Raw genomic sequence first — 25,585 nt, 5'->3', positions numbered from 1 at the left:
CCCGCGGCCAAGATCCCGGGGCGGCCGGGGGCGCTCTTGTGCCGGTCGGCGCAGCGGCCCCGACGGGGTAATGAAAGGCTTGGCACATGAGTTCCGCACCTGCACAGCACGACGCACCGATCGACTCCGCCCCCGCCGACGCCGAAGAGGTGTACGCCTTCACCGAGCTCGGGCTGCGTCCCGAGCTGCTGGGCGCGCTGTCCGCCCTCGGCTACGAGGAGCCGACCCCGATCCAGCGGGAGGCCATCCCGCCGCTGCTGGAGGGTCGGGATCTGCTGGGTCAGGCGGCCACCGGCACCGGCAAGACGGCGGCGTTCGCGCTGCCGCTGCTGAACCGGATGTCGGCGCACCGCGACGGTGGGGACCCGGTGGCGTTGGTGCTGGTGCCGACCCGGGAGTTGGCGGTGCAGGTGTCCGAGGCGTTCCACCGCTACGGCAAGGACCTGGGCGCCCGGGTGCTGCCGATCTACGGTGGGCAGCCGATCGGACGGCAGTTGCGGGCACTGGACAGCGGGGTCGACGTGGTGGTCGCCACCCCGGGGCGGGCCCTCGACCACATCGCCCGGGGCACGCTGCGCCTCGGCGGCCTGTCGACGGTGGTGCTCGACGAGGCCGACGAGATGCTCGACATGGGTTTCGCCGAGGACATCGAGGCGATCCTGGAGCACGCTCCGGCGCAGCGTCAGACGGTGCTCTTCTCGGCCACCATGCCGTCGAGGATCGACGGGATGGCCCGCCAGCACCTGACCGACCCGGTGCGGATCGAGATCGGTCGGGAGCAGCCGGTCGCGGGCGAGGCGCCCCGGGTCCGGCAGAGCGCCTACATCGTGACGCGCGCGCACAAACCCGCCGCGCTGGGTCGGGTCCTGGACGTGGAGTCGCCCACGGCGGCGATCGTGTTCTGCCGCAGCCGCGAGGAGGTGGACCGGCTGACCGAGACGATGAACGGCCGGGGCTACCGCTCCGAGGCGCTGCACGGCGGGATGAGCCAGGAACAGCGGGACCGGGTGATGTCCCGGCTGCGGGCGGGCACGGCGGACCTGCTGGTGGCCACCGATGTGGCGGCCCGTGGGCTGGACGTCGAGCAACTCACCCACGTGGTCAACTACGACGTGCCGTCGGCCCCCGAGTCGTACGTGCACCGGATCGGTCGGGTCGGCCGGGCCGGGCGCGAGGGCGTGGCGATCACCCTCGCCGAGCCGCGCGAGCACCGGATGCTCAAGACCATCGAGCGGGTGACCGGACAGCGGATCGCCATTGACAAGATCCCGACCGTGGCGGACATGCGTACCCGGCGGTTGGAGCTGACCCAGGCGGCGCTGCGCGAGAGCCTGCTGGAGGACGACCTCGACCCGTACCGGGTGATCGTCGAGACGCTGACCGACGAGTTCGACCTGATGGAGGTCGCCCTCGCCGCCGTGAAGCTGGCTCACGAGGTGACGTCGCCGGGCTCCGACGACGAGGAGGAGATCCCGCAGGCTCCGGTCCGCGCTCCGCGCGAGGGTCGCGGTGAGGTGGGCGGCCGAGGCGGTGACCGGCGCGGCGGCAGCCGACCGCGCATCGGCGGGGGCAACACCGTCCAGGTGTTCGTCGGCCTGGGCCGACGCGCGGGCGTACGCCCCCAGGACCTGGTGGGCGCCATCACCGGCGAGACCGGTATCCGCGGCCGGGACATCGGCTCGATCGAGATCGCCGACCGGTTCTCCCTGGTGGAGGTGCCGCAGGGCGTGGCCGACGAGGTGATCTCCGGGTTGCGCCAGAGCACGATCAAGGGCCGCAAGGCCACCGTGCGCCGCGACCGCGGACGCGACGAGCGCTGAGCGCGCCCGCCGGCGACCACCGGGTACGGCGGTCGCCGGCGACGGCCTCAGAAGGAGTACGGGCCGAAGCGTCCCCAGGCCACCACGGCGGCGAGGACGAGCAGCACCGCGCAGGTGATCGCGCCCTGGATCTCCAGCCGACGCTCGGCCGCCGTGTCGCGCCTCTTCCTGTCGCGCAGGTGCACCAGGAAGCCGCCGATCATGACGATGACCAACCCGACGGCTGCCAACGGGGTGAGCACGGTGGCGATGCCGGTGAGCGGGGGCAGCACCAGCCCGACGGCGGCCAGCACCTCCACCGCGCCGAGGGCCTTGACCTGCGACGGCGGTACGGGGTCCACCCACCGCATCATGTCGCGCAGCTTGTCCTTGGGTTGGGTCAGCTTGGCCAGGCCGGCGCCGATGAAGATGACGGCGAGCAGGATCTGGATGATCCAGAGCACCAGGTTCACGGGGGTTACCTCCGGGGGCACCGCCTCGCGGCGGAGAGGTGGTTGACGCTTCGAGCGAGACAGTAGCCCTCGATGCACGTACGCCGATGACCCCCGCCGTCGATGGACGGCGGGGGTCATCGTGGTGGAGCGTCAGACCGTGAAGAGCGCCGGTCCGTCCAGTGCCTGGACGTCGGCCGGGCGCAGCGCCAGGGCGAGCACGTCGGCCACGTCGGCCAGGGTGTGCACGGTCAGCGCCTCGCGCACCTCGGTCGGCAGGTCGTCCAGGTCCGGCTCGTTACGCGCCGGGATGATCACCTCGGTGAGGCCGGCCCGGTGCGCGGCGAGCAGCTTCTGCTTCACCCCACCGATCGGCAGCACCCGACCGGAGAGCGTCACCTCGCCGGTCATCCCGAACTCGGGGCGGACCGGACGACCGGTGACCAGCGACGCCAGGGCCGTGACCATGGTGATGCCGGCACTGGGGCCGTCCTTGGGCACCGCGCCCGCCGGGACGTGCAGGTGGATCCGCCGTCCCGCCAGGGCGTTCGGGTCGATGCCGAGCCGACGCCCGTTGGAGCGCAGGTACGACAGCGCGATGTGCGCCGACTCCTTCATCACGTCGCCGAGCTGGCCGGTCAGGGTCAACCCCGGCTCGCCCTCCATGCTCGTCGCCTCGATGAAGAGGACGTCGCCGCCGGCGCCGGTCACCGCGAGCCCGGTGGCGACACCGGGAACCGCCGTGCGCTCGGCCGACTCCGGGGTGAACTTCGGTCGTCCCAGGTAGCCGGTGAGGTTGTCGGTGTCGACGCGTACCGGGGTCGGGTCGGTCGCCAGCGTCACCGTCACCTTGCGCAGGATCTTGGCCAGGGACCGTTCGAGCTGCCGGACACCCGCCTCACGGGTGTACTCCCCCGCGATCAGCGCGAGCGCCTCGTCGGCCACTGTCACCTCGTCGGCGGTCAGGCCGGCCCGCTCCCGCTGCCGGGGCAGCAGGTGGTCACGGGCGATGGAGACCTTCTCGTCCTCGGTGTACCCGTCCAGCATGACCAGCTCCATCCGGTCCAGCAGCGGGCCGGGGATGGACTCCACCACGTTGGCGGTGGCCAGGAACAGCACGTCGGACAGGTCCAGGTCGACCTCCAGGTAGTGGTCCCGGAAGGTGTGGTTCTGGGCCGGGTCGAGCACCTCCAGCAGGGCGGCGGCCGGGTCGCCGGCGTAACCGGCGGAGACCTTGTCCACCTCGTCGAGGAGCACGACGGGGTTCATCGAGCCGGCCTCGCGCAGCGCGCGGACGATACGGCCGGGCAGCGCGCCGACGTAGGTGCGCCGGTGACCGCGGATCTCCGCCTCGTCGCGGACGCCGCCGAGCGACACCCGGACGAAGTTGCGCCCGAGCGCCCGCGCCACGGACTCGCCGAGGCTGGTCTTGCCGACCCCGGGAGGGCCGGCGAGGGCGAGCACCGCGCCGGAGCCGCGTCCGCCGACCACGCCGAGGTTGCGCTCGGCGCGGCGGTTGCGCACGGCCAGGTACTCCAGGATGCGGTCCTTCACGTCGGACAGGCCGGCGTGGTCGGCGTCGAGCACCGCCCGGGCCGCGGCCAGGTCGGTGTTGTCCTGGGTACGCGTACTCCACGGCATCTCGAGGACGGTGTCCAGCCAGGTGCGGATCCAGCCGGCCTCCGGGGAGGCGTCACTGGCCCGCTCCAGCTTGCCGACCTCGCGCATGGCCGCCTCGCGGACCTTGTCCGGCAGGTCGGCGCTCTCCACCCGGGAGCGGTAGTCGGCCGAGCCGTCCGGCTCGTCCTCGCCCAGCTCCTTGCGGATCGCGGCGAGCTGCTGGCGCAGCAGGAACTCCCGCTGCGACTTCTCCAGGCCCTCGCGGACGTCACTGTTGATCTGCTCGGTGACCTCCTGCTCGGCCAGGTAGTCCTTCACCCAGCCGACCAGCAGCTCCAGTCGGGCGGTCACGTCCGGCGCGGCGAGCAGCTCGGTCTTCTGCTCCAGGGTGAGCCAGGGTGCGTAGCCGGCCGAGTCGGCCAGCTCGGACAGGTCGGTCATCCGCTCCACGGCGTCGATGACCTGCCAGGCGCCCCGCTGCTGCAGCACGGAGGTCACCAGGGCGCGGTACTCGCGGGCGAGCTCGCGGGCACGGCCGGCGGGAGCGGATTCGTCGAGTTCGGTCGCCTCGACCCAGAGAGCGGCGCCGGGACCGGGCACGCCGGAGCCGATCCGCGCGCGGGACAGGCCACGGACGACAGCGGCGGGCTCACCGTCGGGGAGGCGGCCGACCTTCTCGATGGTGGCGACCACGCCGACCGGGCCGTACTCGCCGTCGATACGCGGGACGGCCAGCAGCTTGCGGTCGCTGGTCGTCCGCGCCGCGTCGATGGCGGCCTGGGTGGTCGGGTCGAGGGTCACCGGGATGACCATGCCGGGCAGCAGCACGGCGTCGGTCAGAGGAAGTACCGGAAGAGTTGCCATCGAACACCTGCTATCGCGTTGAGTTGAGCGTGTCTCACTCAAGTAACAAAGCGTTCCCCTTGTTCCGGTGTGTGACCCGGGCCACTTCGCGGGGCGAGTCGACGGGTCGGCAGCAGCAGCTCCCGAACCGCCCACCCGGGTACGCGACAGCGGGGCGGGGCGTTCGCGCGCGGACTGTCGTCGTAGCGGAACTCGCCCTTGCCGTCCGGCACGGGCCCGGACGCCCAGCGCCCCTGGGCGGCGTCGGTTCCGGAGGAGAAGCCCAGGTAGGTATAGCCGAACTCGTCGGTGAACCCCCCGCTGCCCGGGAAGGCGTCCGGCACCGGCATCTCCGAGGAACTGCACGTCTCGGAACGGACGGTGAAACGAATGACCGCCTCCCTGCCGCGCTAGCTGCGGGTCTCCAACCGGTCGGAGGCGGCGGCAGTGGCCGGGCACGCGGGCCTGCTCACCGATTGACGCAGCGCCAACGCCCGCGATTCCGGCCCGTTCGCTGTTTTGTGCCGCACTCAATCGCGACGCGCCGAAATGAATGGGACGCATATTGTTGCGCATTCCCCGGGTGGTAGGTCAGACTTTGGACACATCCCGCCACACACAGGGAGTAATCGGCAATGGCGAGAAAAGTAATCACGGTGCTGACCGACGACCTCGACGGCGGGAAGGCCGATCGGACGGTCGAGTTCAGTCTCGACGGCGTGGCCTACACCATCGACGTCTCGGACGAGAATGCGGGTGTCCTGCGTAAGGCGCTGGACCCATACATCAATGCGGGTCGCCGGATCGGTCGGGGCCCGGCGGAGAACACGCGGACAGTTCGGCGGCCGGGACGACCCACCGGCGCGGGAATGGACCGCGAACAAAACCGGGCGATCCGGGAATGGGCCGTCAAGAACGGCTACAAGATTTCGGAGCGGGGCCGGATCCCGGTCGAGGTCGTGGAAGCGTACAAGAGCCGCTGACACGCGGCACAGCGAAGGGGTCCCGCCGAAACGGCGGGACCCCTTCGCTGTGTGCGGGGTCGGCCACCCGGGCGTGCTGTCCGCCCGGGTGACCGACCGTTGATCAGTTGACGTTGATGCGGATCGAGTCGAACGCGGGGGTCTGGTTCGCCCGCTCCATCATGGGCAGACGGTGCGAGCCGTCACCGGCCCAGACCGAGCACTGCGCGGTACCCGACTCCGGCAGACCCGGGATCTGGATGGTCACGTCGTCCGGCTGGGCGCCACCGCGACCGTCCTCGGTGGCGACGAAGAACGCCGGCACCTCCTGCGGCTCGGGCGGCGCGGTCAGGCTGTCCAGCATCCGGCAGGCGGTGTGGAAGTGACCCCGGACCAGGCCCTGGGCGTTGAGCAGCGAGCTCTCCACGTAGTAGCCGCCCTGACCGGCCGCGAGGAACCGGTCCCGGATCAGGTTCTTGGTGCTGACCCGCAGGGTGAAGGGCTGGTTGCGGCCGACCTGCTGCGGGAACTGGGTGATCAGCAGCGAGGGGTTGTTGGCGGCGGCGCCGACCTCACCGAACTCGGTGCTCACACAGCGGTTGCCGTTCTGGAAACCGTCGTGCGGCTGCAACTTGCTCTCGTCGCAGTTGTTGGCCAGGACGCCGAGGCCCGCGCCGGGGGCGTTGCCGTTCCCGCCGTTGTTGTTGCCACCGTTGTTGTTACCGCCGCCGCTGTTACCGCCACCGTTGTTGCCGGTCGGCTGCACCTGACACTGGGCGAGTTGCGCCAGACCCTGCGGGCGGGGTCCAACGCGGTCGATGGCGGTCGTGATCCGGTCCAGCACCGCCTTACGCTTGTCGGCCAGCGGCCGCAGGATCGCGTTGTTGATGAACGCCTGACCCTTGTTGCCCTCGGCGGCGAGTCGGCGGTCGGCCTCGGCGATCTGGCTCTGCAACTGCGCGAGGTTACGGTCGACCTCGGCGCGCGCCCGCTCCGGCACCTGCGGTAGCTTGGAGGCGACATCCGGGCAGGCGACGGCCGAGCCGGTGCCCACGGTGCCGTCCTTGCCGTCCTCGCACTCCGCCACCGACTCCTGACCGTCACCCCAGTGGTTGCGCACCCAGCGACCGTTCTGCCACGTACGGCTGGTCGAGGTGCCACTCGGCGCGGTCGAGCCAGGGCTCGGTTCCACGCACTGCCCGGCGGCGGGTCGAGGCTTGTTCGTCCGCCGGTCCTGGGCCGACGAAATCTGGGTGACGGCGACTACTCCGCCGAAGACCACGAGCGTGCCGACAACAGCCAGCAGACGCTTGCTCCGCGCGATGCCGGGTGACCGGCGCGCCCGAGTGGACCTGCGCATCGAATTGCTCTCCTTCTCGATCCGGTAGTGGATTCCTGCCCTCGGCGGACCGACGGATGTGAGATGGCACGCCACGGCGGCGGCCACCGCGACCTACCCGGTAATGTGTCGATGGTCGACGATGCCCTTTCCGCACCGCCGCCCGCGCCCGGTCGACGCGGTTGGGGAGATCCTCTTCATTCGCGCAGGAGTACGGGACGGCGGCGGGGAAGGTTCAACAGCCCCACAAGAAATTGCTCCGCGCCCGAGCGGATCGGGAGCGGAGCGGGGTTCAGCAGGGAGAGTGCGGGTCAGTCCGCGCAGAGGTGGTCGAAGGCGAAACCGCCCACCAACTCGTCGCGGCGGCGACTCAGCGCGGCGATCTCCGCGGTGAGGTCCACGCGCGCGAGCAGATCCGGGCTGTCCGGCCCAGTGGCGCGCAGCCGTTCGCCGACCGCGACGGTCGCCAGGTCCTCGGCCAGGCGGGCCGCGTCGACGCCGCAGGAGAAGCGCTGGGCGGTGATCGACACCCGCTCGACGAGGCAACTGTCCAGCCGCGGCTGGACCCAACTCCACCCCTGCGCCGGGCCCTCGGTCCAGCTCACGTGCAGGCCCCGCACGATCGGGTCGGCCAGCCGCCCGGCCACGTACGCCTCGACCGCCGCCGTGCGCGCCAACGCGCCGAGGTCGTTCACCGGGCCGGTCCGCCCGTCCGGCAGTCGACCGAGGATGTCGCGGAAGCCCACCGGGGCGGGCTCGTCCCCGACGCCGCCCGTCGCGTAGGCGCGTGCGTCGAGCACGTACTCGATCACGCGGCGGCCGTGGTCGGCGGCCCGCAACGTGGGCGACCCGATGCGCAGCACGGGCAGGCCGACGGCGGCGCTCACGGCGTCCGTGAGCCGCTCGGCGCGTTGCTCGGCGGACCCGGGGAGCGGAACCGGTCCGATCGTCACGGCGACGACGGGTCGTTGCGTGTCGGGCGCGCAGACCACGAGGTCGAATGCCGCCCGGCTCGCCGAGCCCCACTGGCTGCCGGTGACACCCGGTGGACGCCCCTGCACCAGTTCGCTGAGCCGACGCGTCCCGTACACCCGGTGGCCGGCACGGCTGAACAGCGCGTCGCGTCCATCATCGGCGGGCATCGCCCGCAGCCAGCCGCGGTCGCCGCTGCTCGTCATCTGCCTGATCCATCCGCCGGTCGGTCGAACCGCGCCGAGTCTAGGCGGTCGATCACCCGTCCCGGTGGAGCGGCCCGCCCGGCCGTCGGAGCGCCGCTAGCGGCAGGGCGTCGTGACGACGATTGGCTACACAGCTGTGACCTATGTCACCCTGCCGCCGGGTTCCAGCAGACCCGCTGGGGTGTATCCAGCGAGGTCGCCCCGAAGGCGGATCGGCTGGGAGGTCGGAGCATGTCGCGACACCTGCGGTTCGGCGCCCTCGCCGCGAGCGGGCCGCGTCCCCGCCGACGCGAGGGAGAGCACCCGCGCCGGCCCCGGCACCCGCGACCGGCCGGCGAGCCGACCATCCGCCGTCGACCGACCACGGATCGCGCGGGACGACACCACCGGCTTCCCCTGCGGCCCACTCCCACCCGTGCCACGCCGGTCGCCGGCGCGCCGCCGGGCACCGAACCGCCCCACCGGGACACGGGCGGCGCGGCAGCGGAGGTCGGACGGAGCGCCGTCGTCGCCGCCCGCCGGGTGCCGGGCATCTGCGAGGTCCGCCCGGTCACCGTCCGCGTGGACGACCGGACCGTGGGACTCGACCTCGACCTCATCACCGAGTACGGACACAGCGTGCCCGCCGTCGCCGACGCGGTCCGGCGCGCGGTCGCCGACCGGGTGTACGCCGACACCGGTCACACCGTCGTCGCGGTGACGGTCACGGTGCGGGATCTCGTGGTGCCCGACTCGGTCGAACCCGCTGCCCGCCCCCCGATCATGCGGGGGGAGCTGACCACGGCGACCGTCAACCGGGTGGCCTCACTCCTGCTGGGCCTCGCCCTGCTGGCCGGCGGCGCCCTGCTGGCCGCGCAGGCGCTGCTGGTGACGCTCGACGTCCCGACGCCGCTGCTCGTCCGCCCCGGCTGGTACGAGGCGCTGACCAGCACCCGCTGGGCAGATCCCGGCGTCCGGGTAGGGGCCGGCGCGGCCGTCCTGCTGGGCCTCGTCGTCCTGACCGCGCAACTGCGCCGGTGGACGCCGGTCCGGCTGCGGGTCGACGAACGCGACGGCTGGCACCTGCGCCGACGGTGCGTGGAACGTCGACTGACCGAGGCGGTGGACACCGTGCCGGGCGTACGCCGGACGAGGGTGCGGATCCGACGCCACGGTGACCTGTGGCGACCCCGGCTGCACGCCACCGGCGATCCCGCGGCCCGCGCCGAGGTCGAGTTCGCCGTGCGCCAGGAGCTGCGCCGGCTCGCCCGGCCGCGCGTCGACCGTGTCGAGATCCGACTGCTGCCCTCCCGGGGGCCGGCATGACCGACGCCGCACACCGCCTGTTGTGGACGATCGTCGCGCTGCTGCTGGTGGCCGGTGGGGCGGTCGCGCTGGCGATCGGCGGCGGCGCGCTGTCAGCTGGCACCCCCGACCCGGTCCTGCTCGGCGGAGGCCTGGTCGACGCGTGGCGGCTGGCGACGCCCTGGAGCACCCTGGCCGCCGGGGTCGCCGGGCTGCTGACCGCCGTCGCCGGCCAGCGCCTACTGCACCGGACGGTACGCCGACCCGACCGGCCCCTGCGGGGCATGCTGAGCCACGCCGGGAGCCGCCCCGGTCGCACCCGGCTGGCCACCGAGGTGCTCGTACGCGCGCTGGAACGCGACCTGGTCGGGGCGGCCGGGGTACATCGCGCCCGGGTCGTGCTCACCGGCACACCACCGCGGCCCGACGTGTGGGTCCAGGTGGACCTGACCAGCGAGGCCCCCGCCGCGCGGGTCCGCGAGCACGTCCACGCCGCCGTCCGCCGGTTCGCCACGACGGCCGGCTGCGAACCCGCGCACCTCGACGTGACGGCCCGGATCGATCCGACGCGGCCCTGAACGGGTCGAACACGCGCGATGATCGGCACCAGTTCGGCGACACGGGGGCATCCCGGGCGCCGGATACCACCACATCGCCGAACTGGTGTCGATCACTCACGGTCGGTTTGCGGGTGTGACGTCCATCGGCCGTCGGCGATCCGGCAGGATCGACGGTGACCGGACACATCACCGCAACACGGCAGGAGATCCCGCATGAACCAGGCAGCAGGCGCCCGATCCGGCAAGCCCGAGGTGGGTCCGATCGAGGGTGCGCCGCCGGCCGACCTCGTGACCGAGGACATCACCGTGGGCGACGGCCCGCAGGCCGAGCCCGGCCAGCTGGTGAGCGTCCACTACGTCGGCGTGTCCCACTCCACCGGTGGCGAGTTCGACTCGTCCTGGAACCGGGGCGAGGCGTTCGAGTTCCCGCTCGGCGGCGGTCAGGTCATCGCCGGCTGGGACCGGGGCGTGGTCGGGATGCGCGTCGGCGGCCGTCGGCGTCTGACCATCCCGCCGCACCTGGGGTACGGCGACCGCGGCGCCGGCGGCGTCATCAAGCCGGGTGAGACGCTGATCTTCGTCGTCGACCTGCTGGACGTCCGCTGATCGAAACGTCGTGGGGGTCGTCCGGCTCACTGCCGGGCGACCCCCACGGCGCGACCCGCCGTGAGCGCAGTCGAATCAGGCGGCCAGCACCAGATCACCTGTCGCGGCCGGCGGGCGGCGAACGGGTGCGACCAGGTCGACGGGCGCCCCACGACGGGCCTCGACCACGCGGGCGGGCTCGAGGATCGGCATCACCCGGTGCAGGCCGGTGGCACGCAGCACCCGGGCCACCACCGGGGTCGGATCGACGACGACCAGCTCGCCGCCGCGGGCCCGCACCCGCAGGTGCGCGGCGAGCAGGGTGCGCACCCCGGCGGCGGAGAGCAGCCGCAGCCCGGACAGCTCCAACTGGACCACCGGCCGCGCCGGCGCGGACCACAGCGCGGACCGGAACGCGGCGACGGTGGCGATGTCGACCTCGCCGGCCACCCGCACCTGGACCACCTGGTCACCAACGCTGACCTGCACGTCGATCCGGTCGCTGCGCTCTTCCATGCCGTGGAATCTAGCCCCCACCACCGACAGTTTCGCCCGTCCAGGGAGTGATTCCGGGTACGTCCAGGGTCATCCCCAGGGTTCCCCCTCATCCGTCCGAAGGTGGAGGTCAGGGGCGTCGGGCTCGGCTCGACGGCCAGGTGGCGCGCCATCCGCCCGACGATTCGGGCGCGGCGGACATCCGCGATGGAGAATGACGCGATGGCGCTTCCCCGACCTCGCCCGCCACGGTTGATCCGGCCCGTCCGCGAACCGGCCACCGTCCCGCCTCCACTTCGCGGCGTGTGGGCGGCCACGGATCGCCGCCTCGACCAGGTCGACCTCCTCCCCCTCCCCGAGGGCGCCGTCGGGCCCGAGGACGTGCTCGTCGACCCGAGCGGCCGGGTCGTCAGCGGCGACGAGAACGGCAACCTCTGGTGGTGGCCGGTCGACGCGCCGGCCGGCACCAGAGGACGGCTGCTGGCCGAGACCGGCGGCCGACCGCTGGGCATCGAGGCGGATCCGTCCGGGGACGCGCTGGTCGTCTGCGACGCGTACCGAGGACTGCTGCGGGTCACACCGGACGGCGCGGTCCGCGAGCTGACCGGAACCGCGCCACCGGTACACCTGGCCAACAACGCGACGGTGGCACGCGACGGCACCATCTACTTCACCGACTCGTCGGACCGGTTCCCGGTCTCGCACTGGAAGCGGGACCTGCTGGAACACCGCCCCAACGGGCGGGTGCTGGCCCACCACCCGGGCACCGGTCGGACCGAGGTGGTGGCCGACGGGCTGTACTTCCCCAACGGCATCGCGCTCACCCCCGACGAGTCGGCGCTGATGCTGGTGGAGACCACCACCCACCGGCTGCTCCGCGTGGAGCTGCGCGGTGGCGTGCGGGTGCTCGCCGACCTGCCCGCGTACCCGGACAATCTCTCGGCGGTGGGCGACGGGACGTACTGGATCGCCCTGCCCAGCCCCCGCGTGCCCAGCGCCGAACGGCTGCTGCCGCACCCGCGGCTGCGTCAGCTCGCCGCGCTGCTGCCCGACGCCATGCAGCCGCAGCCACGCCGCTACGGGCTGGTCGCGCTGGTCGATGGCGAGGGCACGGTCCGTCGTACGCTGCACGGCCCGGCCGGGCACTACTGGATGATCACCGGGGTACGACAGCACGGCGACCAACTCTGGCTGGGCAGCCTGGTCGGGGCCGGCGTGGCCCGCGTACCCCTGGGCTGAACGTTTCTCGCGCGCGACGGCCCGGGGCCGACCCACCGCCGTGGTGGGTCGGCCCGAGGCGGTGTCTCAGCGCCCGCTGACCGAGGGCGCCGGAGCGGGTGACCCGCCGGCGACCGCGCCCGGGTGCGGCGGGGGAACCGGCGCGGGCTTGAGCCCGGACGGCACCGGCAGGGCGCTGCCCTTGACAAACTCGTCCCAGCTCACGTTCCACGCCGTCCAGCCGTTGCCCGGTTGCAGCTCGACCTCGGTGCCCTTGACGGTGACCAGGTCACCGACCTGGGTCACCCCCATCAGCCAGTCCGCGGCCGTGGCCGAGACGTTCGCGCAGCCGTGCGAGGTGTTGGTGAAGCCCTGCTCGCCCTCCGACCAGGGGGCCGAGTGGATGAACTCGCCGCCCCAGGTGAGCCGCTGGGCGTCGTCGACGTCGACCACGTAGCCGCCGTTCGGCTCACCCCGGGTGTCGAAGGTGGTCCGCTCGTGCTTCTCCATGATCACCATCTTGCCGCTGGAGCTGGGCGTGCTCGGCTTGCCCAGGCTGACCGGGATGCGACGCACCTGCTTGCCGTCGCGCAGCACCGTCATCTGCTTCGTGGCGTTGTCGATCTCCAGCGAGACCTGTTTCCCGATCTTCGAGGTCGCGCTCCGCTCGGCATCCCCCACCAGGTTCTTGCCGATCGGCAGGCCCTCCAGGCCCGCCCGGACACTGATCGTCGTCCCCGGCCGCCAGAAATCAGGCGCGCGGTAATAGACCTGACTGCCGTCGTCCAGCCACGACCAGGTGCCCGGCTGCGGCGGATTCGTCTTCACGAACAACCGACGCTGCACATCCGCCCTGGCCTCCTTGGGAATTGCCGGGTCGAATGCCACCGTCACCGGCATGGCCGTACCGTACGTCCGGTTGCCCACGAAATAGAGCGTGCTGGTGATCTGCGGTTTCGTGGACTTGGCCATCGTGGTGAACGTGGTGGTACGTGTGGTCGTCGCACCCGAGTCGCCGGTCGCGGTCACCTCAGCGGTGTACGTACGCCGAGGTTGCAGCGGCGCGCTCGGCACCCAACCCGACCCGTCCTCGCGCGGCTCGGCCTTGACCTGCGCGCCCTTGTCGTCGGTGAGCCGGACCGCGGTGACCCGTCCACCCTTGACCGCCGTGCCGACCTCAGCGCTGACCGGGACGTCACGGGTCCTGTCCCCCGGTGTCACGGTCAGGTCCGGCGGCGCGGAGTGTCCCTTGGCCGGCCCGGCCGCCGAGTCCTGGCCGACGGTGCACCCACCCAGCACGAGCGGTGCGGCTGCGATAGTTACCGCCAACAGCGTCAATCGCCGCCTAGACGTCATGTTCAGTCCCCCCGTTTCGGCTTCCCTCCGCCACATTCTGGCCGCCTCGACAGGAGTATCCAGGGCATTCGGAAATAATCGCGGGCGCATTTATTGGCGCATTTTCCTACGATGAGTGTCGTGCCGAGAAATCGCATCACTGCCGCCTGTGGCCCCGCCGGGTCCCGCAAGACGCCGCCCGACCCGCAACGTCCGGTCCCGTCCCCACGCCACCGCGCCCGCACCTATCGGCACAGGTGCACGACTTACGCGCGGCCTGCGGAAGGTCGCGCGTCGCGCTGCTCTGCCCAGGGCTGGCCGCGGACACGCCCGGGCGCTGCCGTGGCGCTGCTTGCGCGGTCGCCGTTGGAGGCGGTCTGACGTGGTCGTGGGGTTGCTTGCGCGGCGGCGGGCGGCGGGCGGCGGGCGGCGGGCGGCGGGCGGCGGGCGGAAGGTCCTCACAACTTCCCCGATGTTGCTGCTTTCGACGCGCGGGAGGCAGCAACTTCCCCGATCTTGCGCGGATCTTGGCCCGCGCCGCGACGGCGGCATGATCGCGCCCCGTGCGCGGCGGATGGTGGGCTGTCGCGCACCTGCTGGGCGGACTTTTGTCAGGTGTAGCGAAACTTCTGCTGATCGTGAGGGAGCTTTGCCTTTGTCCGGGGTCAAGGGTAGGGTCCGTTTCAGATAGAAGGTTGCCCATTCGTCGATCAGCCTGCCTGCCGCCCTTACCGGGGTCAGCCGCGGTCCACCCTCAGGGTCGCCGACCGCATATACGCGTCGTCCCTACCGTCCAGCCGGTGCACGCCTCCGGCCAGTTCGGCGCGCCCGGTGAAGGCAGCAGGTCGACCGCTGCCGACGGCACGCCAGCCGTCAGGAAGGAACCACCACCATGGATCACCAGGCCAACCGCTCGGAGCCGACCGGGGCGTCCGAGTCGGTCAGTCGGCGCGGGTTGCTCCGCGCCGCGACCGTCTCCGCCGCCGCTGTCGGCGCTGCCGGGCTCTTCGCCGGCCCGGCCAACGCGGCACCCGCCGGTGACACTGCCGCCGCGGGTCGGTCCCACGGTCGACGTCGGGTGCCGGTGGACCGCATCAGCATCCAGCTCTACACCCTGCGTGACCAGCTCGCCGCCGACCTGCCCGGCACCCTCACCGCCCTGCGCCGCATCGGCTATCGGCGGGTCGAGCACGCCGGCTTCGTGGGGCGTACGGCGGCGGAGTTCCGCGCCGCGCTCGACGCGGCCGGACTGCGTGCCACCTCGGGGCACACCGGTATCCCGCAGCCGTTCGACGCCGCCACCTGGAAACGCGCTCTCGCCGACGCGAACACGCTGGGCTGCAAGAAGATCGTCCACCCGTACTTCGGTCGGGACGCCGAGGGGCGCCCTTACCGGGACCCGGCGATCTACCGCGCCCTGGCCCGGGACCTCAACCAGGCCGGTCGGCTCGCCGAGCGTGCCGGTCTCGACTTCGGCTACCACAACCACCAGCTGGAGTTCGTGCCGTTGACCGACGGCTCGACCGGCTTCGACATCCTCACCAAGCAGACCGATCCCCGGTTGGTCCACTTCGAACTCGACCTCTACTGGACCTGGCGTGGGGCGCACGACCCGGTCGACGTGATCCGGGAGAACCGTGGGCGGATCCGCCAGGTGCACGTCAAGGACCTGGACGTCGAGGGTGGCTTCGCCGACCTCGGCGACGGTGTCATCGACTTCGGCCGCATCTTCGCGTACGAGCGGGAGGCGGGCATCGAGGAGTACATCGTGGAACGCGACGACGCGGGCACCTCGCCGCGGGTGCCCGCCGATGCCATCGAGACCGCCCGGGTCGGCTTCGACTATCTCGCCTCACTCCGGTACTGACCACCTCGAAGGGCTACCTGATGAACAGGACCGCATTCGCGTCCGCCCTGCTCCTGGTGACTGCCGGCCTGGCCGTGCCGTCGGCGGCGACCGCCGCACCGGCCCCGCCACCGGACAGCAGTTTCCAGAAGGTGACGCTGAACGATTTCCCCGGCGAGCCGATGAGCCTCGCCGTCCTGCCCGACCTGCGGGTGCTGCACACCTCCCGGACCGGCGAGGTACGCATCCACGACCCGCGCACCGGACTCAACACCCTCGCCGCCGACATCGACGTGTACCAGCACGACGAGGAGGGGTTGCAGGGCATCGCGATCGACCCGAACTTCGCCCAGAACAAGTGGGTGTACCTGTACTACTCACCGCCCATGGACACCCCGGTGGACGACCCGGCCACGCCGGACGTCAACGAGGGGGACGCGCCGGAGGTCGGCACCGCGGCCGACTGGCAGCGGTTCAAGGGCGCGCTGCGGCTGTCCCGGTTCAAGCTGGAGGGGATGAAGCTCAACCTCGCCAGCGAGCAGCAGATCATCGACGTGCCGACCGACCGGGGGATCTGCTGCCACGTCGGCGGCCAGATCGACTTCGACAGCAAGGGCAACCTGTACCTGTCGACGGGTGACGACACCAACCCGTTCGCCTCCGACGGCTACGTCCCGATCGACGAGCGGGCCGACCGGAACCCGGCGTACGACGCCCAGCGCACCGCGGCCAACACCAACGACCTGCGCGGCAAGCTCCTGCGCATCACGGTGAAGGCCGGTGGCGGGTACACGGTGCCGGCCGGCAACCTGTTCAAGGCGGGCACGGCGCAGACCCGACCGGAGATCTACGCGATGGGGCTGCGCAACGCGTTCCGCTTCGCGGTCGACAGGCGCACCGACGACGTGTACGTGGGCGACTACTCCCCCGACGCCTCCAACGCGGACCCGGAGCGCGGGCCCGCCGGCCACGGCCGGTGGATGGTGGTCGACAAGCCGGCGAACTACGGCTGGCCGTACTGCGTGACGCCGACCATCGCCTACCGCGACTACGACTTCGCCACCGGCGAGTCCGGTCCGAAGTTCAACTGCAAGCGCCCGGTCAACGACTCACCGCACAACACGGGCAAGCGCGTGCTGCCGCCGGTCGAGGCCCCGCAGGTCTGGTACTCGGCGGCCGCATCGGCCGAGTTCCCGCAGCTGGGCACCGGCGGCATCGCCCCGATGGGTGGCCCGGCGTACGACTACGACGGGACCAGCACGTCGCGTACCCGGTGGCCGGCCTACTACGACGGGGTGCCGCTGTTCTACGAGTGGACCCGCGACTACATCAAGGAGTTCCGCCTCGACTCCGACGGCGACGTGCAGGACATCCGTCCGGTGGCGCCGTCGCTGGTGGTGGACAACCCGATGGACATGGAGTTCGGTCCGGACGGCGCGCTCTACGTCCTGGAGTACGGCGACGGCTACTTCGCCGAGAACCCGGACGCCCAGCTGTCCCGGATCGACTTCGTCCGGGGCAACCGGACGCCGATCCCGAAGATCAGCGGTACTCCGACCGTCGGGCAGGCACCGCTGACCGTCGCGTTCTCCAGCGCCGGCACCACCGACCCGGACGGCGACAAGCTGAGCTACGCGTGGGACTTCAACGCGGACGGCTCGGTGGACAGCACCGACCCCAATCCGTCGTGGACGTTCCAGGAGAACGGGTCGTACACGCCGACTCTGAAGGTGACCGACCGCACCGGACGCTCGGCCTCGGCGACCCTGCCGCTGGTGGTCGGCCCGACCGCGCCGGTCATCGAGTTCGTCGCCCCGGTGGCCGGGCAGCCCTTCCAGTTCGGGCAGACGGTCGCGTACCAGGTCAAGGTCACCGACGACCTTCCGGTGGACTGCTCGCGGGTAAAGGTCACCTACGTGCTCGGCCACGACGAGCACGGGCACCCGCTCTCCACAGCGACCGGATGCTCCGGCACCATCCCCACCTTCCTCGACGGTGGGCACAGCGGCGCGGACAACCTGACCGCGGTGTTCGTCGCGGAGTACACGGACGCGCCGACGGAGCCGGGCGTACCGCCGCAGAGCGCCACGGCTACCGTGGTGCTCGATCCGACGCCGGTGGCCGGCCTGGCCGGCTGACCTGTCGACAGTGACGGCGGCGGCGACCGGGAAGTTCTCCGGTCGCCGCCGCCTCGCGTTGCGGCCCGGCGCCCGCCAGCCGGAGGACACCTCGATCCGGGCGACGCGAGTGCCGGTCAGCTCCAGTCGTTGTCGACGTGGTTGTCGCGCCAGCGTCCGCCCACCGGCGGGGTGTCCAGGCGCATGCCGTCCTCGGCGTTGCCGGCGAGGTCGTTGTCCTCGACGCGGCAGTCCACGCAGCTTCCCCGCTCGGTGATCCACAGTCCGTGGGTCTGGGTGCTGGTCTCGTGGTTGTCCCAGATCCGGTTGCCCCGGATGGTGGCCGAGTCGAACGCCGCGTCGATGGTGATGCCGGCCCGCCGCCGGGGTGCGGCGTCCAGCTCGTACCCGCAGCCCGGGGGCGGTACGTCCCCACTCCAGGCGCTGATGCCGTCGGGCCGCACCGGCGCCAGGAGGAGTTCGTCGCCGGTGTTCGCGGCGACCATGGCCACGGCCCGTCCCACCCGCAGGACCTTGCCCCGGTGCCCGTCGTGCGGCCAGTCCGCCGACCGGTCCACCACCGACCGTTCGGCGTAGCGGACGGTCTCGCCGCTACCGCTGGCAGCCTGCGCGTACTGTCGGCCGTTGTTGCGGATCCGGTTGTTGAGCAGGACCGCGTCGGTCATCTGGTGGTCGACCCGGATGGCGTCCAGCCCGTTGCCCCAGAACTCGTTGCTCTCGATCACCACGTCGCGTACCGGACCCTGGTAGCCCCGCCCGAGGTCGTGGCCGTGGTAGCCGTGCCGACCGTTACCGCTGATCCGGTTGCCCCGGATGGTGTACGGACCCGGGGTGTTGCCGACGCGGACGCCGTCACCGATGTTGCCGTCGATGACGCAGTCGGTGAGCAGCCCACCCCGTCCGGCCACCGCCGCCGTGCCCTGGGCCGAGATGTCGAAGCCGGCCTCCAGGTTGCCGGTCATCGTGCAGGCGGACACGATGAGACCGTCGGCGCCCCAGTCGGAGATGCCGAACCGGTTGCCCTGGCTGTGGCAGCCGATGATGCGGTAGCCGCGCGGCGGCGGCCAGTAGTCCTTCTGCAGTTCGAGGAAGATGCCGTTGGTGCCGTTGGCGAGGGTGGTGCAGTTCGCGATGGTCAAACGCTCCACCGTGCCCCAACCGCCGATGCCCACGCCGATGCCGGCGCCGCCGATCTGCTCGCCGTTGTCCAGCCGACCGCAGCCGACGACCACCACGCCGTCGATCAGGGAGTCCTGGAGGAAGTCGCAGCCCAGCCCGGTGGCGGCGGTGTGGTGGATGTAGAGGTTGCGGAACACGCCGCGCACGACGTACTGCAGGCCGAGGCCCTTGGCGAGGTAGCTGTACTCGGCCATCGCGACACCGGAGCCGTCGATCTGGAAGTCGGCGAAGGTGCAGTCGGCGATGTGGCGTTCCCGGTCGGCGCCGTGCTGCACGGTGGTCCAGAAGGCCAGCGGGGTCGGGTCGGCCCGGTTGCCCTCGTTGCTGAGCATGAATCGGGTCGCCGCCGGGCCGGCGCCGACCAGCGAGACGCCGCTGCGCCACACCGTGCCGGCGTCACGGATCGAGTAGATGCCCGGCGGGCAGTAGATGACGCGGGCTCGGCCGTCGGAGGCGTACCCGGCACCGAGTCGGTCCACGAGGGCGGCCAGCGCCGGCTGGTCGTTGGTCGTGCCGTCACCGGTCAGGCCGTACTCCAGCGCGTCGCAGTAGAGCGGCGCGCCGGCCGCCGCGGGCCGCCGCACGCGGATCGAGTTGAGTAGCAGCTCGTTCGCCACGGCCACGGGTCGGCTCCCTTCGACGCGTCCGGCGCGTACCGGCGGGGCCGACTTCCCGGTGAGGCGGCCGGGAAACCCCGGGACGCCCACGGTCCCGGCACCGCGCGGGCGGTGCCGGGACCGAGGGGGTACGCGTCAGACGGCGGCGATCAGCAGCGCCGGGCGCTCCACGCAGTCGGCGACGTGCCGCAGGAAACCGCCGGCCACCCCGCCGTCGCAGACCCGGTGGTCGAACGTGAGGCTGAGCTGGGTCACCTTGCGGACGGCCAACTGCCCGTCGACCACCCACGGCTTGTCCACGATGCGCCCCACTCCGAGCAGCGCCGCCTCGGGGTGGTTGATGATCGGCGTGGAGCCGTCCACGCCGAACACGCCGTAGTTGTTCAGTGTGAAGGTGCCGCCGGTGAGGTGGGCCGGAGCGAGCGTCCCGGCCCGCGCCGCGGCGGTGGTCTCCGCCAGAGCGGCGGCCAACTCGGCGGTGGTCAGCCGCTGGGCGTCGCGCAGCACCGGCACCAGCAGGCCCCGGTCGGTCTGCGCGGCGATCCCCAGGTGCACGGCGGCGGACTGGACGATGCGCTGCCCCTCGGTGTCGACCCGGGAGTTGAGCTGCGGGTACCGGCGCAGACCGCTGAGGCAGATCCGGGCCAGCAGGGCCAGGATGCTCACCGGCTCGTCGGGCGTCGCCGCGTTGATCGCCGCACGGGTCTCCAGCAGTCCGGTGGCGTCCACGTCGACCCAGATGGTCACCTCGGGGATCTCCCGCCGGCTGCGGGAGAGTTTGTCGGCGATCACCTTGCGCACTCCGGTGAGCGGGACGACGACATCCCCGTTACCGGCCGGGGTCGGGGTCTGGGGCGGGGTCGGGGCATCGTGCGGGTCCGGCACGGCGGCGATGCGGGCCGCGGGGGCGGCCGAGGCGGCCTCCACGTCGACGCGGCGGATCACCCCGCCGGGTCCGGTACCCCGCACCGCGCCCAGGTCGACGCCGCGCTCCCGGGCCAGCCGACGGACGATCGGCGAGATGACCAGGACGCTCGACGGCGGGCCGGCGTGGGGAGCCAGGTCGGTCGCGGTGCCCGCGTCGGCCCGGACCGCGTCAGCAGGGTCGGCGCTGGCGTGGGCCGCGTCGGGCTGGGCAGCGGCGGGCTCGGCTGCGCTGGCCGGGTCGGGCGCGAGGGCCAGACGCGACCGACGGCGACGACGTGTCGCGCCGCCGTGGCCGGTGCCGTACCCGATCAGGACGTTGCCGGAGCCGGCCCGCTCCTCCTCGCGGTAGGTGGCGTGCCCGGCGGGCTCGTCCCCGCCGTCCAGCGGCGCGATGGTGATCAACGGCTGGCCGACGGGGCGGACCTCACCGGCCGCGCCATGCAGGGTCACGACCCGTCCGGCGTACGGGCAGGGCACGTCCACGACCGCCTTGGCGGTCTCCACCTCGACGACGCTCTGGTCCACCGTGACGACGTCGCCCACGGCGACCCGCCACTCGACGATCTCGGCCTCGCTCAGCCCTTCGCCCAGGTCGGGCAGGAGGAAGACCTGTGTCCGCTCGACGGTGGTCATGCCGCCGCCCAGCGCGCGTCGGGCTGGTCGTCCCACTGCAGGCGGGCCACCGCGTCGAGGACGCGGTCGACGCCGGGCAGGTGGGTGTGCTCCAGCATCGGCGCCGGGTACGGAATGTCCAGCCCGGCCACCCGCAGCACCGGCGCGTGCAGGGCGTGGAAGCAGCGCTCCTGCACCCGGGCGGCGATCTCCGCGCCGACGCCCGCGAAGCCGGGCGCCTCCTGGATCACCACGCACCGACCGGTACGCCGGACCGACGCGGTGATCGTGGCGTCGTCGAACGGCACGATGGTGCGCACGTCGACGACCTCCAGGTCCCAGCCCTCCTCGCGGGCGGCCTCGGCGGCCTCCAGGGCCACCGGCACCGCCGGCCCGTACGCCACCAGCGTCGCGTCGCGGCCGGGCCGGCGCACGACGGCCCGGCCGAACGGCTCGGTGTGGGTCGGCAACTGCGCCTCGGCGCTGCCGAAGTAGAGCTTCTTGGGCTCCATGAAGACCACCGGGTCGGGGTCGTCGATCGCCTCCCGCAGCAGCGAGTACGCGTCCTCGACCGTCGCCGGGGTGACGACCTTCAGGCCGGGGGTGTGCGCGTAGTACGCCTCGGAGGAGTCGCAGTGGTGCTCCACCCCGCCGATGCCGCCGGCGTACGGCACCCGGATGACGATGGGCACGCTGAGCTTGCCCCGGGTGCGGTTACGCAGCTTCGCCACGTGCGAGGCGATCTGCTCGAACGCCGGGTACGCGAACGCGTCGAACTGCATCTCGACGACCGGCCGCAGTCCGGACATGGCCAGGCCGACGGCGAAGCCGACGATGCCGGCCTCGGCGAGCGGCGTGTCGAAGCAGCGCTTCTCGCCGAAGCGGGCCTGCAGGCCGTCGGTGATCCGGAAGACGCCGCCGAGCGCGCCGACGTCCTCGCCGAAGACGACGACCCGGTCGTCGGCGGCGAGCGCGTCGGCGAGTGCGGTGTTGAGGGCCTTCGCCATGGTGGTGGCCATCAGGCGCCACCCTCCTCGTCGTACGCGGCGGCCAGCTCGGCGCGGACCTGCTCGCGCTGCTCGACGAGTTGGGGGGTGGGCTCGGCGTAGACGTGGTCGAACAGGCTCAGCGGGTCGACGGTGGGCTGCTCGTTCATGCGGGCGCGCAGGTCCGCCGCGTACGCCTCGGCCTGCTCGGCCATCTCGGCGACCGCCGCGTCGTCGAGCACCCCGCGGGCGCGCAGGTACGTTTCCAGGCGGGCCAGGGGGTCCCGGTCGCGCCAGGCGTCGACCTCGGCGCCGTCGCGGTAGCGGCTGGCGTCGTCGGCGTTGGTGTGCGGCTCCATCCGATAGGTGTGCGCCTCGACCAGGAACGGCCCGTTGCCGGCGCGGGCGTGCGCGACCGCGCGGGTCAGCACGGCGAGCACCGCGACGGGGTCGTTGCCGTCGACCTGCTCACTGGGCACCCCGTAACCGACACCCTTGTACGCCAGCGACGGCGCCGCGGTCTGCCGGGACAGCGGGACGCTGATGGCGTACCTGTTGTTCTGCACGAAGTAGACGACCGGGGCCTTGAACACGGCGGCGAAGTTGATGCCCTCGTGGAAGTCGCCCTCGCTGGTCGCCCCGTCGCCGATGAAGGCCAGCGCCACGGTGTCGCGCCCCTGGTACGCCTCGCCGTGCGCCAGCCCGGCCGCGTGCACGCACTGGGTGGCGAGAGGGGTGCACTGCGGCGCGGTGTGCACCCGGGTCGGGTCGTAGCCGCAGTGCCAGTCGCCGCGCAGCAGGGTGAGCACCTCGACGGGATCGATGCCCCGGGCAACCAGCGCCATCGATTCGCGGTAGGTGGGGAACAGCCAGTCGGTGTCACGGACCGCGAGCGTGGCGGCCACCTGGCACGCCTCCTGTCCCCGCGACGACGGGTAGACGGCGAGGCGGCCCTGCTTGGTGAGCGCGGTCGCCTGGGTGTCGAAACGGCGGCCGAGCACCATCCGGCGGTACAGCTCCCGCAGCGCCTCGACGGGCGGTTCGGGATAGTCGGTGCGGGCCGGCAGCGGCGTGCCGGTCGGGTCGAGTAGGCGGACCGGTTCGGCGTCCGGCAGCAGCGAGCGCGCCGGGTCGGGCGGGGTGACCGTCCGACGGGCGCGCGGGGATGCCCTGCGGACCGCCTGGGGTGTGGTCGTCACGGCGGGACCTCCTGGGACGTGTGGTGAGCCTATGCTTCCGCCTGACGGATGATTGACTCAAGATCCACGCAGAAGGCGGGACGACTGGCATGCGGGAGGCGCGTCGGTGAGCCAGGAGAACGGAGACGGAGCGAGCCGGGTAACCGGATCAGGACGATCGGCCCGAACCATGGACGAGGTCGACCGGCGGATCCTGGACGAGCTGGTCCGCGACGGTCGCACGTCGGTACGCACCCTGGCCGAGCGCATCCACATCTCGCGCACCAACGCGTACACCCGGGTGGAGCGTCTGGTGCGCGAAGGCGTCATCACGGGCTTCCGGGCACAGGTCGCGCCCGAGGCCGCCGGGTTGGGCACGTCGGCGTACATGGCGTTGACGATCGAGCAGAACACCTGGCGGGAGGTGTCGGCCGAGCTGGCCCAGGTGCGGTACGTCGAGCACGTCGCGCTGCTCAGTGGCGAGCACGACGTACTGGCCCTGGTCCGGGCACCGGACAACGCCGCCCTGCGGGACGTGGTGCTCGACCGGGTGCAGCGCATCGCCGGGGTGCTGTCGACACGGTCGTGGCTGGTCTTCGAGGAGTTCGAAGGAACGCAGAGCCCGTGGCAGTAGGCCACCCGTCGGGTCACCGCTCGGGCGGCGCCTCCAGGCCCTCGCGGTCGGCCAGCTCCAGCAGCGGCTCCAACGAGTGCCGGTCGCCGTCCAGGCCGGCGTGCGGGTCGCCGCGCTCGGCGAACCGGGCCGGCACGGTGAGCACGTCGAAGTCCTCCGGAAGCGCGTCGTCCAGCTCCGCCCAGTCCAACGGCGTCGACACCAACGCCCGGGGCGTCGGCCGGATCGAGTAGGCCGACGCCATCGTGTGGTCGCGGGACATCTGGTTGTAGTCCACGAAGACCGGCCGGTCCCGCTGGTCCCGCCACCAGGTGGTGGTGACCAGCTCCGGCAGACGGCGCTGCATCTCGCGCCCCAACGCGAGCACCGCCCGGCGGCACTCGCCGAAACTCCACCTCGGCTCGATCGACAGGTACACGTGCAGCCCCCGGCCACCGGTGGTCTTCGGGTAGCCGGTCATGCCCAGCTCGGCGAGGAACGCCCGCACCTCGTGCGCCACCGGCACCACCTGTTCGAAGCCGACGCCGGGCATCGGGTCGAGATCGATGCGCAACTGGTCGGGGCGCTCCACGTCGGCGGTGGACACCGGCCACGGGTGAAAGCGCAGGGTGCCCAGGTTGGCCGCCCAGATCACCACCGCCAGTTCGCTCGGCGCGACCTCGTCGGCGGTCCGGCCGCTGGGGAACGTGATGTGCGCGGTGCGAACCCACTCGGGCGCGCCCGCCGGCAGCCGCTTCTGGTAGAACGCGTCGCCGCGGTTGGTCTGCCGGGTGGCGATCGTCGCGCCCTCGAAGACGCCGCGCGGCCAGCGTTCCAGCATGGTCGGCCGGTCGCGCAGCGCCCGCAGGATGCCGTCGCCGACCGCCAGGAAGTAGCGGACCACGTCCAGCTTGGTCAGCCCGCGTTCCGGGAAGTACGGCTTGTCGGGGCTGGAGACGCGGACCAGCCGCTCCCCCACCTGGATCTCCTCCGCCGCCGTGGCCACGCCCCGAGGGTACGACGTGCGGGCGGACCCGGTGGGCTACCGGCCCGGGACCAGCGTGGCGTGCTGCTGCCCGGACGGGCCGCCGACCGACTGCGTCGCGGACAGCTCGGTGCCGGAGTGCTCCCACAACTGCTTCATTTTGGTGTGCAGATCGTCGCTCGGCGACCGGCCGAGCACCTCGGCGGCGAGCCCGAGGTCCAGCCGCTGCCAGGTCGACTCGGCTGGGCCGGTCTGCGCGGCCTCGACCAGGTCGGTCGGCACCCCACTGACGTCGATGAGGAGCTGGACAATGTCACGGACGCTGGCGGCGCCCCCCGCGACCGATGTTGATCACGTGGTCAGCCGCCGCGGACAGGATCGTGGCCAGCAGCACGGCGGCGACCACGTCGCTCAAGCCCACGAAGTCCCGCCGCGAGCCCGGCGGGGCCAACTCCAGCCGGTCCCCCTCACCGGCGCGCTGGGCCTCGCGCAGTCGACCCGCGACCACCCTGAGCAGGCTGTGCCCGGGCTAGACGAGTAGTTCCGAACCCGTCAGTGGTCGTAGGCAATGAGTGATCGGGTGACGGGTGCTCCGGTCTTGTTGTTGTGCCAGATCGCGGCGGCCATGGCGAGTAGGCGTTGGGCGACGCGGACGGCGACGCCGGTGAAGGTTCGTCCGCCGTGCTCTTCCAGGTCGAGTTGGCCCTTGAGGGTGTCGTTGACTGACTCGATGAGCTGGCGGACCTTCTTGAGCATCGGCTCGCCGTAGCGGGCCTTCTCCTTCTTGCGTGACGGGCGTAGCAGTTCGATGCCCTGCTCTGCCAACTGCCGCTC

The 25,585-nt window shown here is 72.2% G+C and carries 23 protein-coding genes and 1 pseudogene; 9 read left to right on the top strand and 15 right to left on the bottom strand.

Going from position 1 to position 25,585, the window contains the following annotated elements; all coding sequences use genetic code 11:
- Positions 1-86 precede the first annotated feature (86 nt).
- The gene (locus ACGFH9_RS10970; RefSeq protein ID WP_393217379.1) at positions 87-1,820 is read left to right on the top strand and encodes a DEAD/DEAH box helicase; all 1,734 of its coding nucleotides are present in this window, start codon (positions 87-89) and stop codon (positions 1,818-1,820) included.
- Between the two features lie 47 nt (positions 1,821-1,867).
- Here the strand turns inward: ACGFH9_RS10970 and ACGFH9_RS10965 are convergent, their stop codons facing one another.
- The 3 genes from ACGFH9_RS10965 to ACGFH9_RS10955 all read right to left on the bottom strand — a co-directional run bounded on the left by ACGFH9_RS10965 (position 1,868) and on the right by ACGFH9_RS10955 (position 5,058).
- Positions 1,868-2,272, bottom strand: a complete 405-nt coding sequence (locus ACGFH9_RS10965; protein WP_393217377.1) for a DoxX family protein — start codon at positions 2,270-2,272, stop codon at positions 1,868-1,870.
- Between the two features lie 132 nt (positions 2,273-2,404).
- Positions 2,405-4,735 (bottom strand): endopeptidase La, encoded by a 2,331-nt coding sequence (lon, locus tag ACGFH9_RS10960; RefSeq protein ID WP_393217376.1) that lies wholly within the window; start codon positions 4,733-4,735, stop codon positions 2,405-2,407.
- A 38-nt stretch (positions 4,736-4,773) separates the two neighbouring features.
- Positions 4,774-5,058 carry a hypothetical protein gene (locus ACGFH9_RS10955; RefSeq protein WP_393217375.1) on the bottom strand — a complete coding sequence of 95 codons (285 nt, stop codon included), beginning with the start codon at positions 5,056-5,058 and terminating at the stop codon, positions 4,774-4,776.
- A 291-nt stretch (positions 5,059-5,349) separates the two neighbouring features.
- On the opposite strand from ACGFH9_RS10955, the gene ACGFH9_RS10950 reads away from it, so the two are divergent.
- Positions 5,350-5,697, top strand: a complete 348-nt coding sequence (locus ACGFH9_RS10950; protein ID WP_355247584.1) for an Lsr2 family protein — start codon at positions 5,350-5,352, stop codon at positions 5,695-5,697.
- A 103-nt stretch (positions 5,698-5,800) separates the two neighbouring features.
- Here the strand turns inward: ACGFH9_RS10950 and ACGFH9_RS10945 are convergent, their stop codons facing one another.
- Together ACGFH9_RS10945 and ACGFH9_RS10940 are read right to left on the bottom strand one after the other, a co-directional pair.
- Positions 5,801-7,036 (bottom strand): hypothetical protein, encoded by a 1,236-nt coding sequence (locus tag ACGFH9_RS10945; protein WP_393217374.1) that lies wholly within the window; start codon positions 7,034-7,036, stop codon positions 5,801-5,803.
- 290 nt (positions 7,037-7,326) lie between these two features.
- Positions 7,327-8,193: a hypothetical protein gene (locus ACGFH9_RS10940; protein WP_393217373.1), complete on the bottom strand. Its 867-nt coding sequence runs from the start codon at positions 8,191-8,193 to the stop codon at positions 7,327-7,329.
- Positions 8,194-8,424: 231 nt separating this feature from the next.
- On the opposite strand from ACGFH9_RS10940, the gene ACGFH9_RS10935 reads away from it, so the two are divergent.
- From ACGFH9_RS10935 to ACGFH9_RS10925, 3 genes are all read left to right on the top strand, one after another.
- Positions 8,425-9,498: an Asp23/Gls24 family envelope stress response protein gene (locus ACGFH9_RS10935; protein WP_393217372.1), complete on the top strand. Its 1,074-nt coding sequence runs from the start codon at positions 8,425-8,427 to the stop codon at positions 9,496-9,498.
- Positions 9,495-10,055 (top strand): hypothetical protein, encoded by a 561-nt coding sequence (locus tag ACGFH9_RS10930; RefSeq protein ID WP_393217371.1) that lies wholly within the window; start codon positions 9,495-9,497, stop codon positions 10,053-10,055. Before ACGFH9_RS10935 ends, ACGFH9_RS10930 begins: the two co-directional genes overlap by 4 nt.
- 195 nt (positions 10,056-10,250) lie before the next feature.
- Entirely contained in the window at positions 10,251-10,643 is a 393-nt protein-coding gene (locus tag ACGFH9_RS10925; protein WP_355247599.1) for an FKBP-type peptidyl-prolyl cis-trans isomerase, read from the top strand.
- 75 nt (positions 10,644-10,718) lie between these two features.
- On the opposite strand, the gene ACGFH9_RS10920 is transcribed toward ACGFH9_RS10925, so the two are convergent.
- Positions 10,719-11,138 carry an STAS domain-containing protein gene (locus ACGFH9_RS10920; RefSeq protein WP_393217370.1) on the bottom strand — a complete coding sequence of 140 codons (420 nt, stop codon included), beginning with the start codon at positions 11,136-11,138 and terminating at the stop codon, positions 10,719-10,721.
- Positions 11,139-11,339: 201 nt separating this feature from the next.
- Between ACGFH9_RS10920 and ACGFH9_RS10915 the strand changes: the two genes are divergently transcribed.
- Positions 11,340-12,356 carry an SMP-30/gluconolactonase/LRE family protein gene (locus tag ACGFH9_RS10915; RefSeq protein WP_393217369.1) on the top strand — a complete coding sequence of 339 codons (1,017 nt, stop codon included), beginning with the start codon at positions 11,340-11,342 and terminating at the stop codon, positions 12,354-12,356.
- Between the two features lie 66 nt (positions 12,357-12,422).
- On the opposite strand, the gene ACGFH9_RS10910 is transcribed toward ACGFH9_RS10915, so the two are convergent.
- A complete protein-coding gene (locus tag ACGFH9_RS10910) occupies positions 12,423-13,691 on the bottom strand; it encodes an Ig-like domain-containing protein (protein ID WP_393217368.1) in 1,269 nt (422 codons plus the stop codon).
- Positions 13,692-14,562: 871 nt separating this feature from the next.
- Between ACGFH9_RS10910 and ACGFH9_RS10905 the strand changes: the two genes are divergently transcribed.
- Together ACGFH9_RS10905 and ACGFH9_RS10900 are read left to right on the top strand one after the other, a co-directional pair.
- The gene (locus ACGFH9_RS10905; RefSeq protein ID WP_393217367.1) at positions 14,563-15,537 is read left to right on the top strand and encodes a sugar phosphate isomerase/epimerase family protein; all 975 of its coding nucleotides are present in this window, start codon (positions 14,563-14,565) and stop codon (positions 15,535-15,537) included.
- A gap of 20 nt (positions 15,538-15,557) precedes the next feature.
- Positions 15,558-17,654 carry a PQQ-dependent sugar dehydrogenase gene (locus ACGFH9_RS10900; RefSeq protein ID WP_393217366.1) on the top strand — a complete coding sequence of 699 codons (2,097 nt, stop codon included), beginning with the start codon at positions 15,558-15,560 and terminating at the stop codon, positions 17,652-17,654.
- Between the two features lie 116 nt (positions 17,655-17,770).
- Here ACGFH9_RS10900 and ACGFH9_RS10895 read toward each other — a convergent pair whose 3' ends face one another.
- From ACGFH9_RS10895 to pdhA, 4 genes are all read right to left on the bottom strand, one after another.
- A complete protein-coding gene (locus tag ACGFH9_RS10895; RefSeq protein ID WP_393217621.1) occupies positions 17,771-19,450 on the bottom strand; it encodes a right-handed parallel beta-helix repeat-containing protein in 1,680 nt (559 codons plus the stop codon).
- 135 nt (positions 19,451-19,585) lie between these two features.
- Positions 19,586-21,010, bottom strand: a complete 1,425-nt coding sequence (locus tag ACGFH9_RS10890) for a dihydrolipoamide acetyltransferase family protein (protein WP_393217365.1) — start codon at positions 21,008-21,010, stop codon at positions 19,586-19,588.
- A complete protein-coding gene (locus ACGFH9_RS10885) occupies positions 21,007-22,011 on the bottom strand; it encodes an alpha-ketoacid dehydrogenase subunit beta (RefSeq protein WP_393217620.1) in 1,005 nt (334 codons plus the stop codon). The genes ACGFH9_RS10890 and ACGFH9_RS10885 overlap by 4 nt, the downstream gene beginning before the upstream one ends.
- Positions 22,008-23,174 (bottom strand): pyruvate dehydrogenase (acetyl-transferring) E1 component subunit alpha, encoded by a 1,167-nt coding sequence (gene pdhA, locus ACGFH9_RS10880; RefSeq protein WP_393217364.1) that lies wholly within the window; start codon positions 23,172-23,174, stop codon positions 22,008-22,010. Before pdhA ends, ACGFH9_RS10885 begins: the two co-directional genes overlap by 4 nt.
- A 169-nt stretch (positions 23,175-23,343) precedes the next feature.
- Between pdhA and ACGFH9_RS10875 the strand changes: the two genes are divergently transcribed.
- A complete protein-coding gene (locus tag ACGFH9_RS10875; RefSeq protein WP_393217363.1) occupies positions 23,344-23,787 on the top strand; it encodes an Lrp/AsnC family transcriptional regulator in 444 nt (147 codons plus the stop codon).
- 13 nt (positions 23,788-23,800) lie between these two features.
- On the opposite strand, the gene ACGFH9_RS10870 is transcribed toward ACGFH9_RS10875, so the two are convergent.
- The 4 genes and pseudogenes from ACGFH9_RS10870 to ACGFH9_RS10855 form a co-directional block, all read right to left on the bottom strand.
- A complete protein-coding gene (locus tag ACGFH9_RS10870) occupies positions 23,801-24,772 on the bottom strand; it encodes a DNA polymerase domain-containing protein (RefSeq protein ID WP_393217362.1) in 972 nt (323 codons plus the stop codon).
- A 36-nt stretch (positions 24,773-24,808) separates the two neighbouring features.
- A complete protein-coding gene (locus ACGFH9_RS10865; RefSeq protein ID WP_393217361.1) occupies positions 24,809-25,033 on the bottom strand; it encodes a hypothetical protein in 225 nt (74 codons plus the stop codon).
- 31 nt (positions 25,034-25,064) lie between these two features.
- Positions 25,065-25,259 (bottom strand): hypothetical protein, encoded by a 195-nt coding sequence (locus tag ACGFH9_RS10860; protein ID WP_393217360.1) that lies wholly within the window; start codon positions 25,257-25,259, stop codon positions 25,065-25,067.
- A gap of 44 nt (positions 25,260-25,303) precedes the next feature.
- Positions 25,304-25,585 (bottom strand): annotated as a pseudogene (locus tag ACGFH9_RS10855) (IS982 family transposase); the annotation flags it as partial.

This window comes from Micromonospora sp. NPDC049102 (assembly GCF_043197485.1).
In the GTDB taxonomy this organism is placed as follows: domain Bacteria; phylum Actinomycetota; class Actinomycetes; order Mycobacteriales; family Micromonosporaceae; genus Micromonospora.
Note: the sequence above shows the minus strand (reverse complement) of the source record. Positions and strands in the feature narration are given on the sequence as shown.

Bases quoted from the DNA above. Each gene is read 5' to 3' on its own strand.
- ACGFH9_RS10970 (WP_393217379.1), top strand. From the start codon at position 87: ATGAGTTCCGCACCTGCACAGCACGACGCACCGATCGACTCCGCCCCC.
- ACGFH9_RS10935 (WP_393217372.1), top strand. From the start codon at position 8,425: ATGTCGCGACACCTGCGGTTCGGCGCCCTCGCCGCGAGCGGGCCGCGT.
- ACGFH9_RS10950 (WP_355247584.1), top strand. From the start codon at position 5,350: ATGGCGAGAAAAGTAATCACGGTGCTGACCGACGACCTCGACGGCGGG.
- ACGFH9_RS10945 (WP_393217374.1), bottom strand. From the start codon at position 7,036: ATGCGCAGGTCCACTCGGGCGCGCCGGTCACCCGGCATCGCGCGGAGC.
- ACGFH9_RS10910 (WP_393217368.1), bottom strand. From the start codon at position 13,691: ATGACGTCTAGGCGGCGATTGACGCTGTTGGCGGTAACTATCGCAGCC.
- ACGFH9_RS10940 (WP_393217373.1), bottom strand. From the start codon at position 8,193: ATGACGAGCAGCGGCGACCGCGGCTGGCTGCGGGCGATGCCCGCCGAT.
- ACGFH9_RS10890 (WP_393217365.1), bottom strand. From the start codon at position 21,010: ATGACCACCGTCGAGCGGACACAGGTCTTCCTCCTGCCCGACCTGGGC.
- lon (WP_393217376.1), bottom strand. From the start codon at position 4,735: ATGGCAACTCTTCCGGTACTTCCTCTGACCGACGCCGTGCTGCTGCCC.
- ACGFH9_RS10905 (WP_393217367.1), top strand. From the start codon at position 14,563: ATGGATCACCAGGCCAACCGCTCGGAGCCGACCGGGGCGTCCGAGTCG.
- ACGFH9_RS10900 (WP_393217366.1), top strand. From the start codon at position 15,558: ATGAACAGGACCGCATTCGCGTCCGCCCTGCTCCTGGTGACTGCCGGC.
- ACGFH9_RS10920 (WP_393217370.1), bottom strand. From the start codon at position 11,138: ATGGAAGAGCGCAGCGACCGGATCGACGTGCAGGTCAGCGTTGGTGAC.
- ACGFH9_RS10930 (WP_393217371.1), top strand. From the start codon at position 9,495: ATGACCGACGCCGCACACCGCCTGTTGTGGACGATCGTCGCGCTGCTG.
- ACGFH9_RS10925 (WP_355247599.1), top strand. From the start codon at position 10,251: ATGAACCAGGCAGCAGGCGCCCGATCCGGCAAGCCCGAGGTGGGTCCG.
- ACGFH9_RS10875 (WP_393217363.1), top strand. From the start codon at position 23,344: ATGGACGAGGTCGACCGGCGGATCCTGGACGAGCTGGTCCGCGACGGT.
- ACGFH9_RS10915 (WP_393217369.1), top strand. From the start codon at position 11,340: ATGGCGCTTCCCCGACCTCGCCCGCCACGGTTGATCCGGCCCGTCCGC.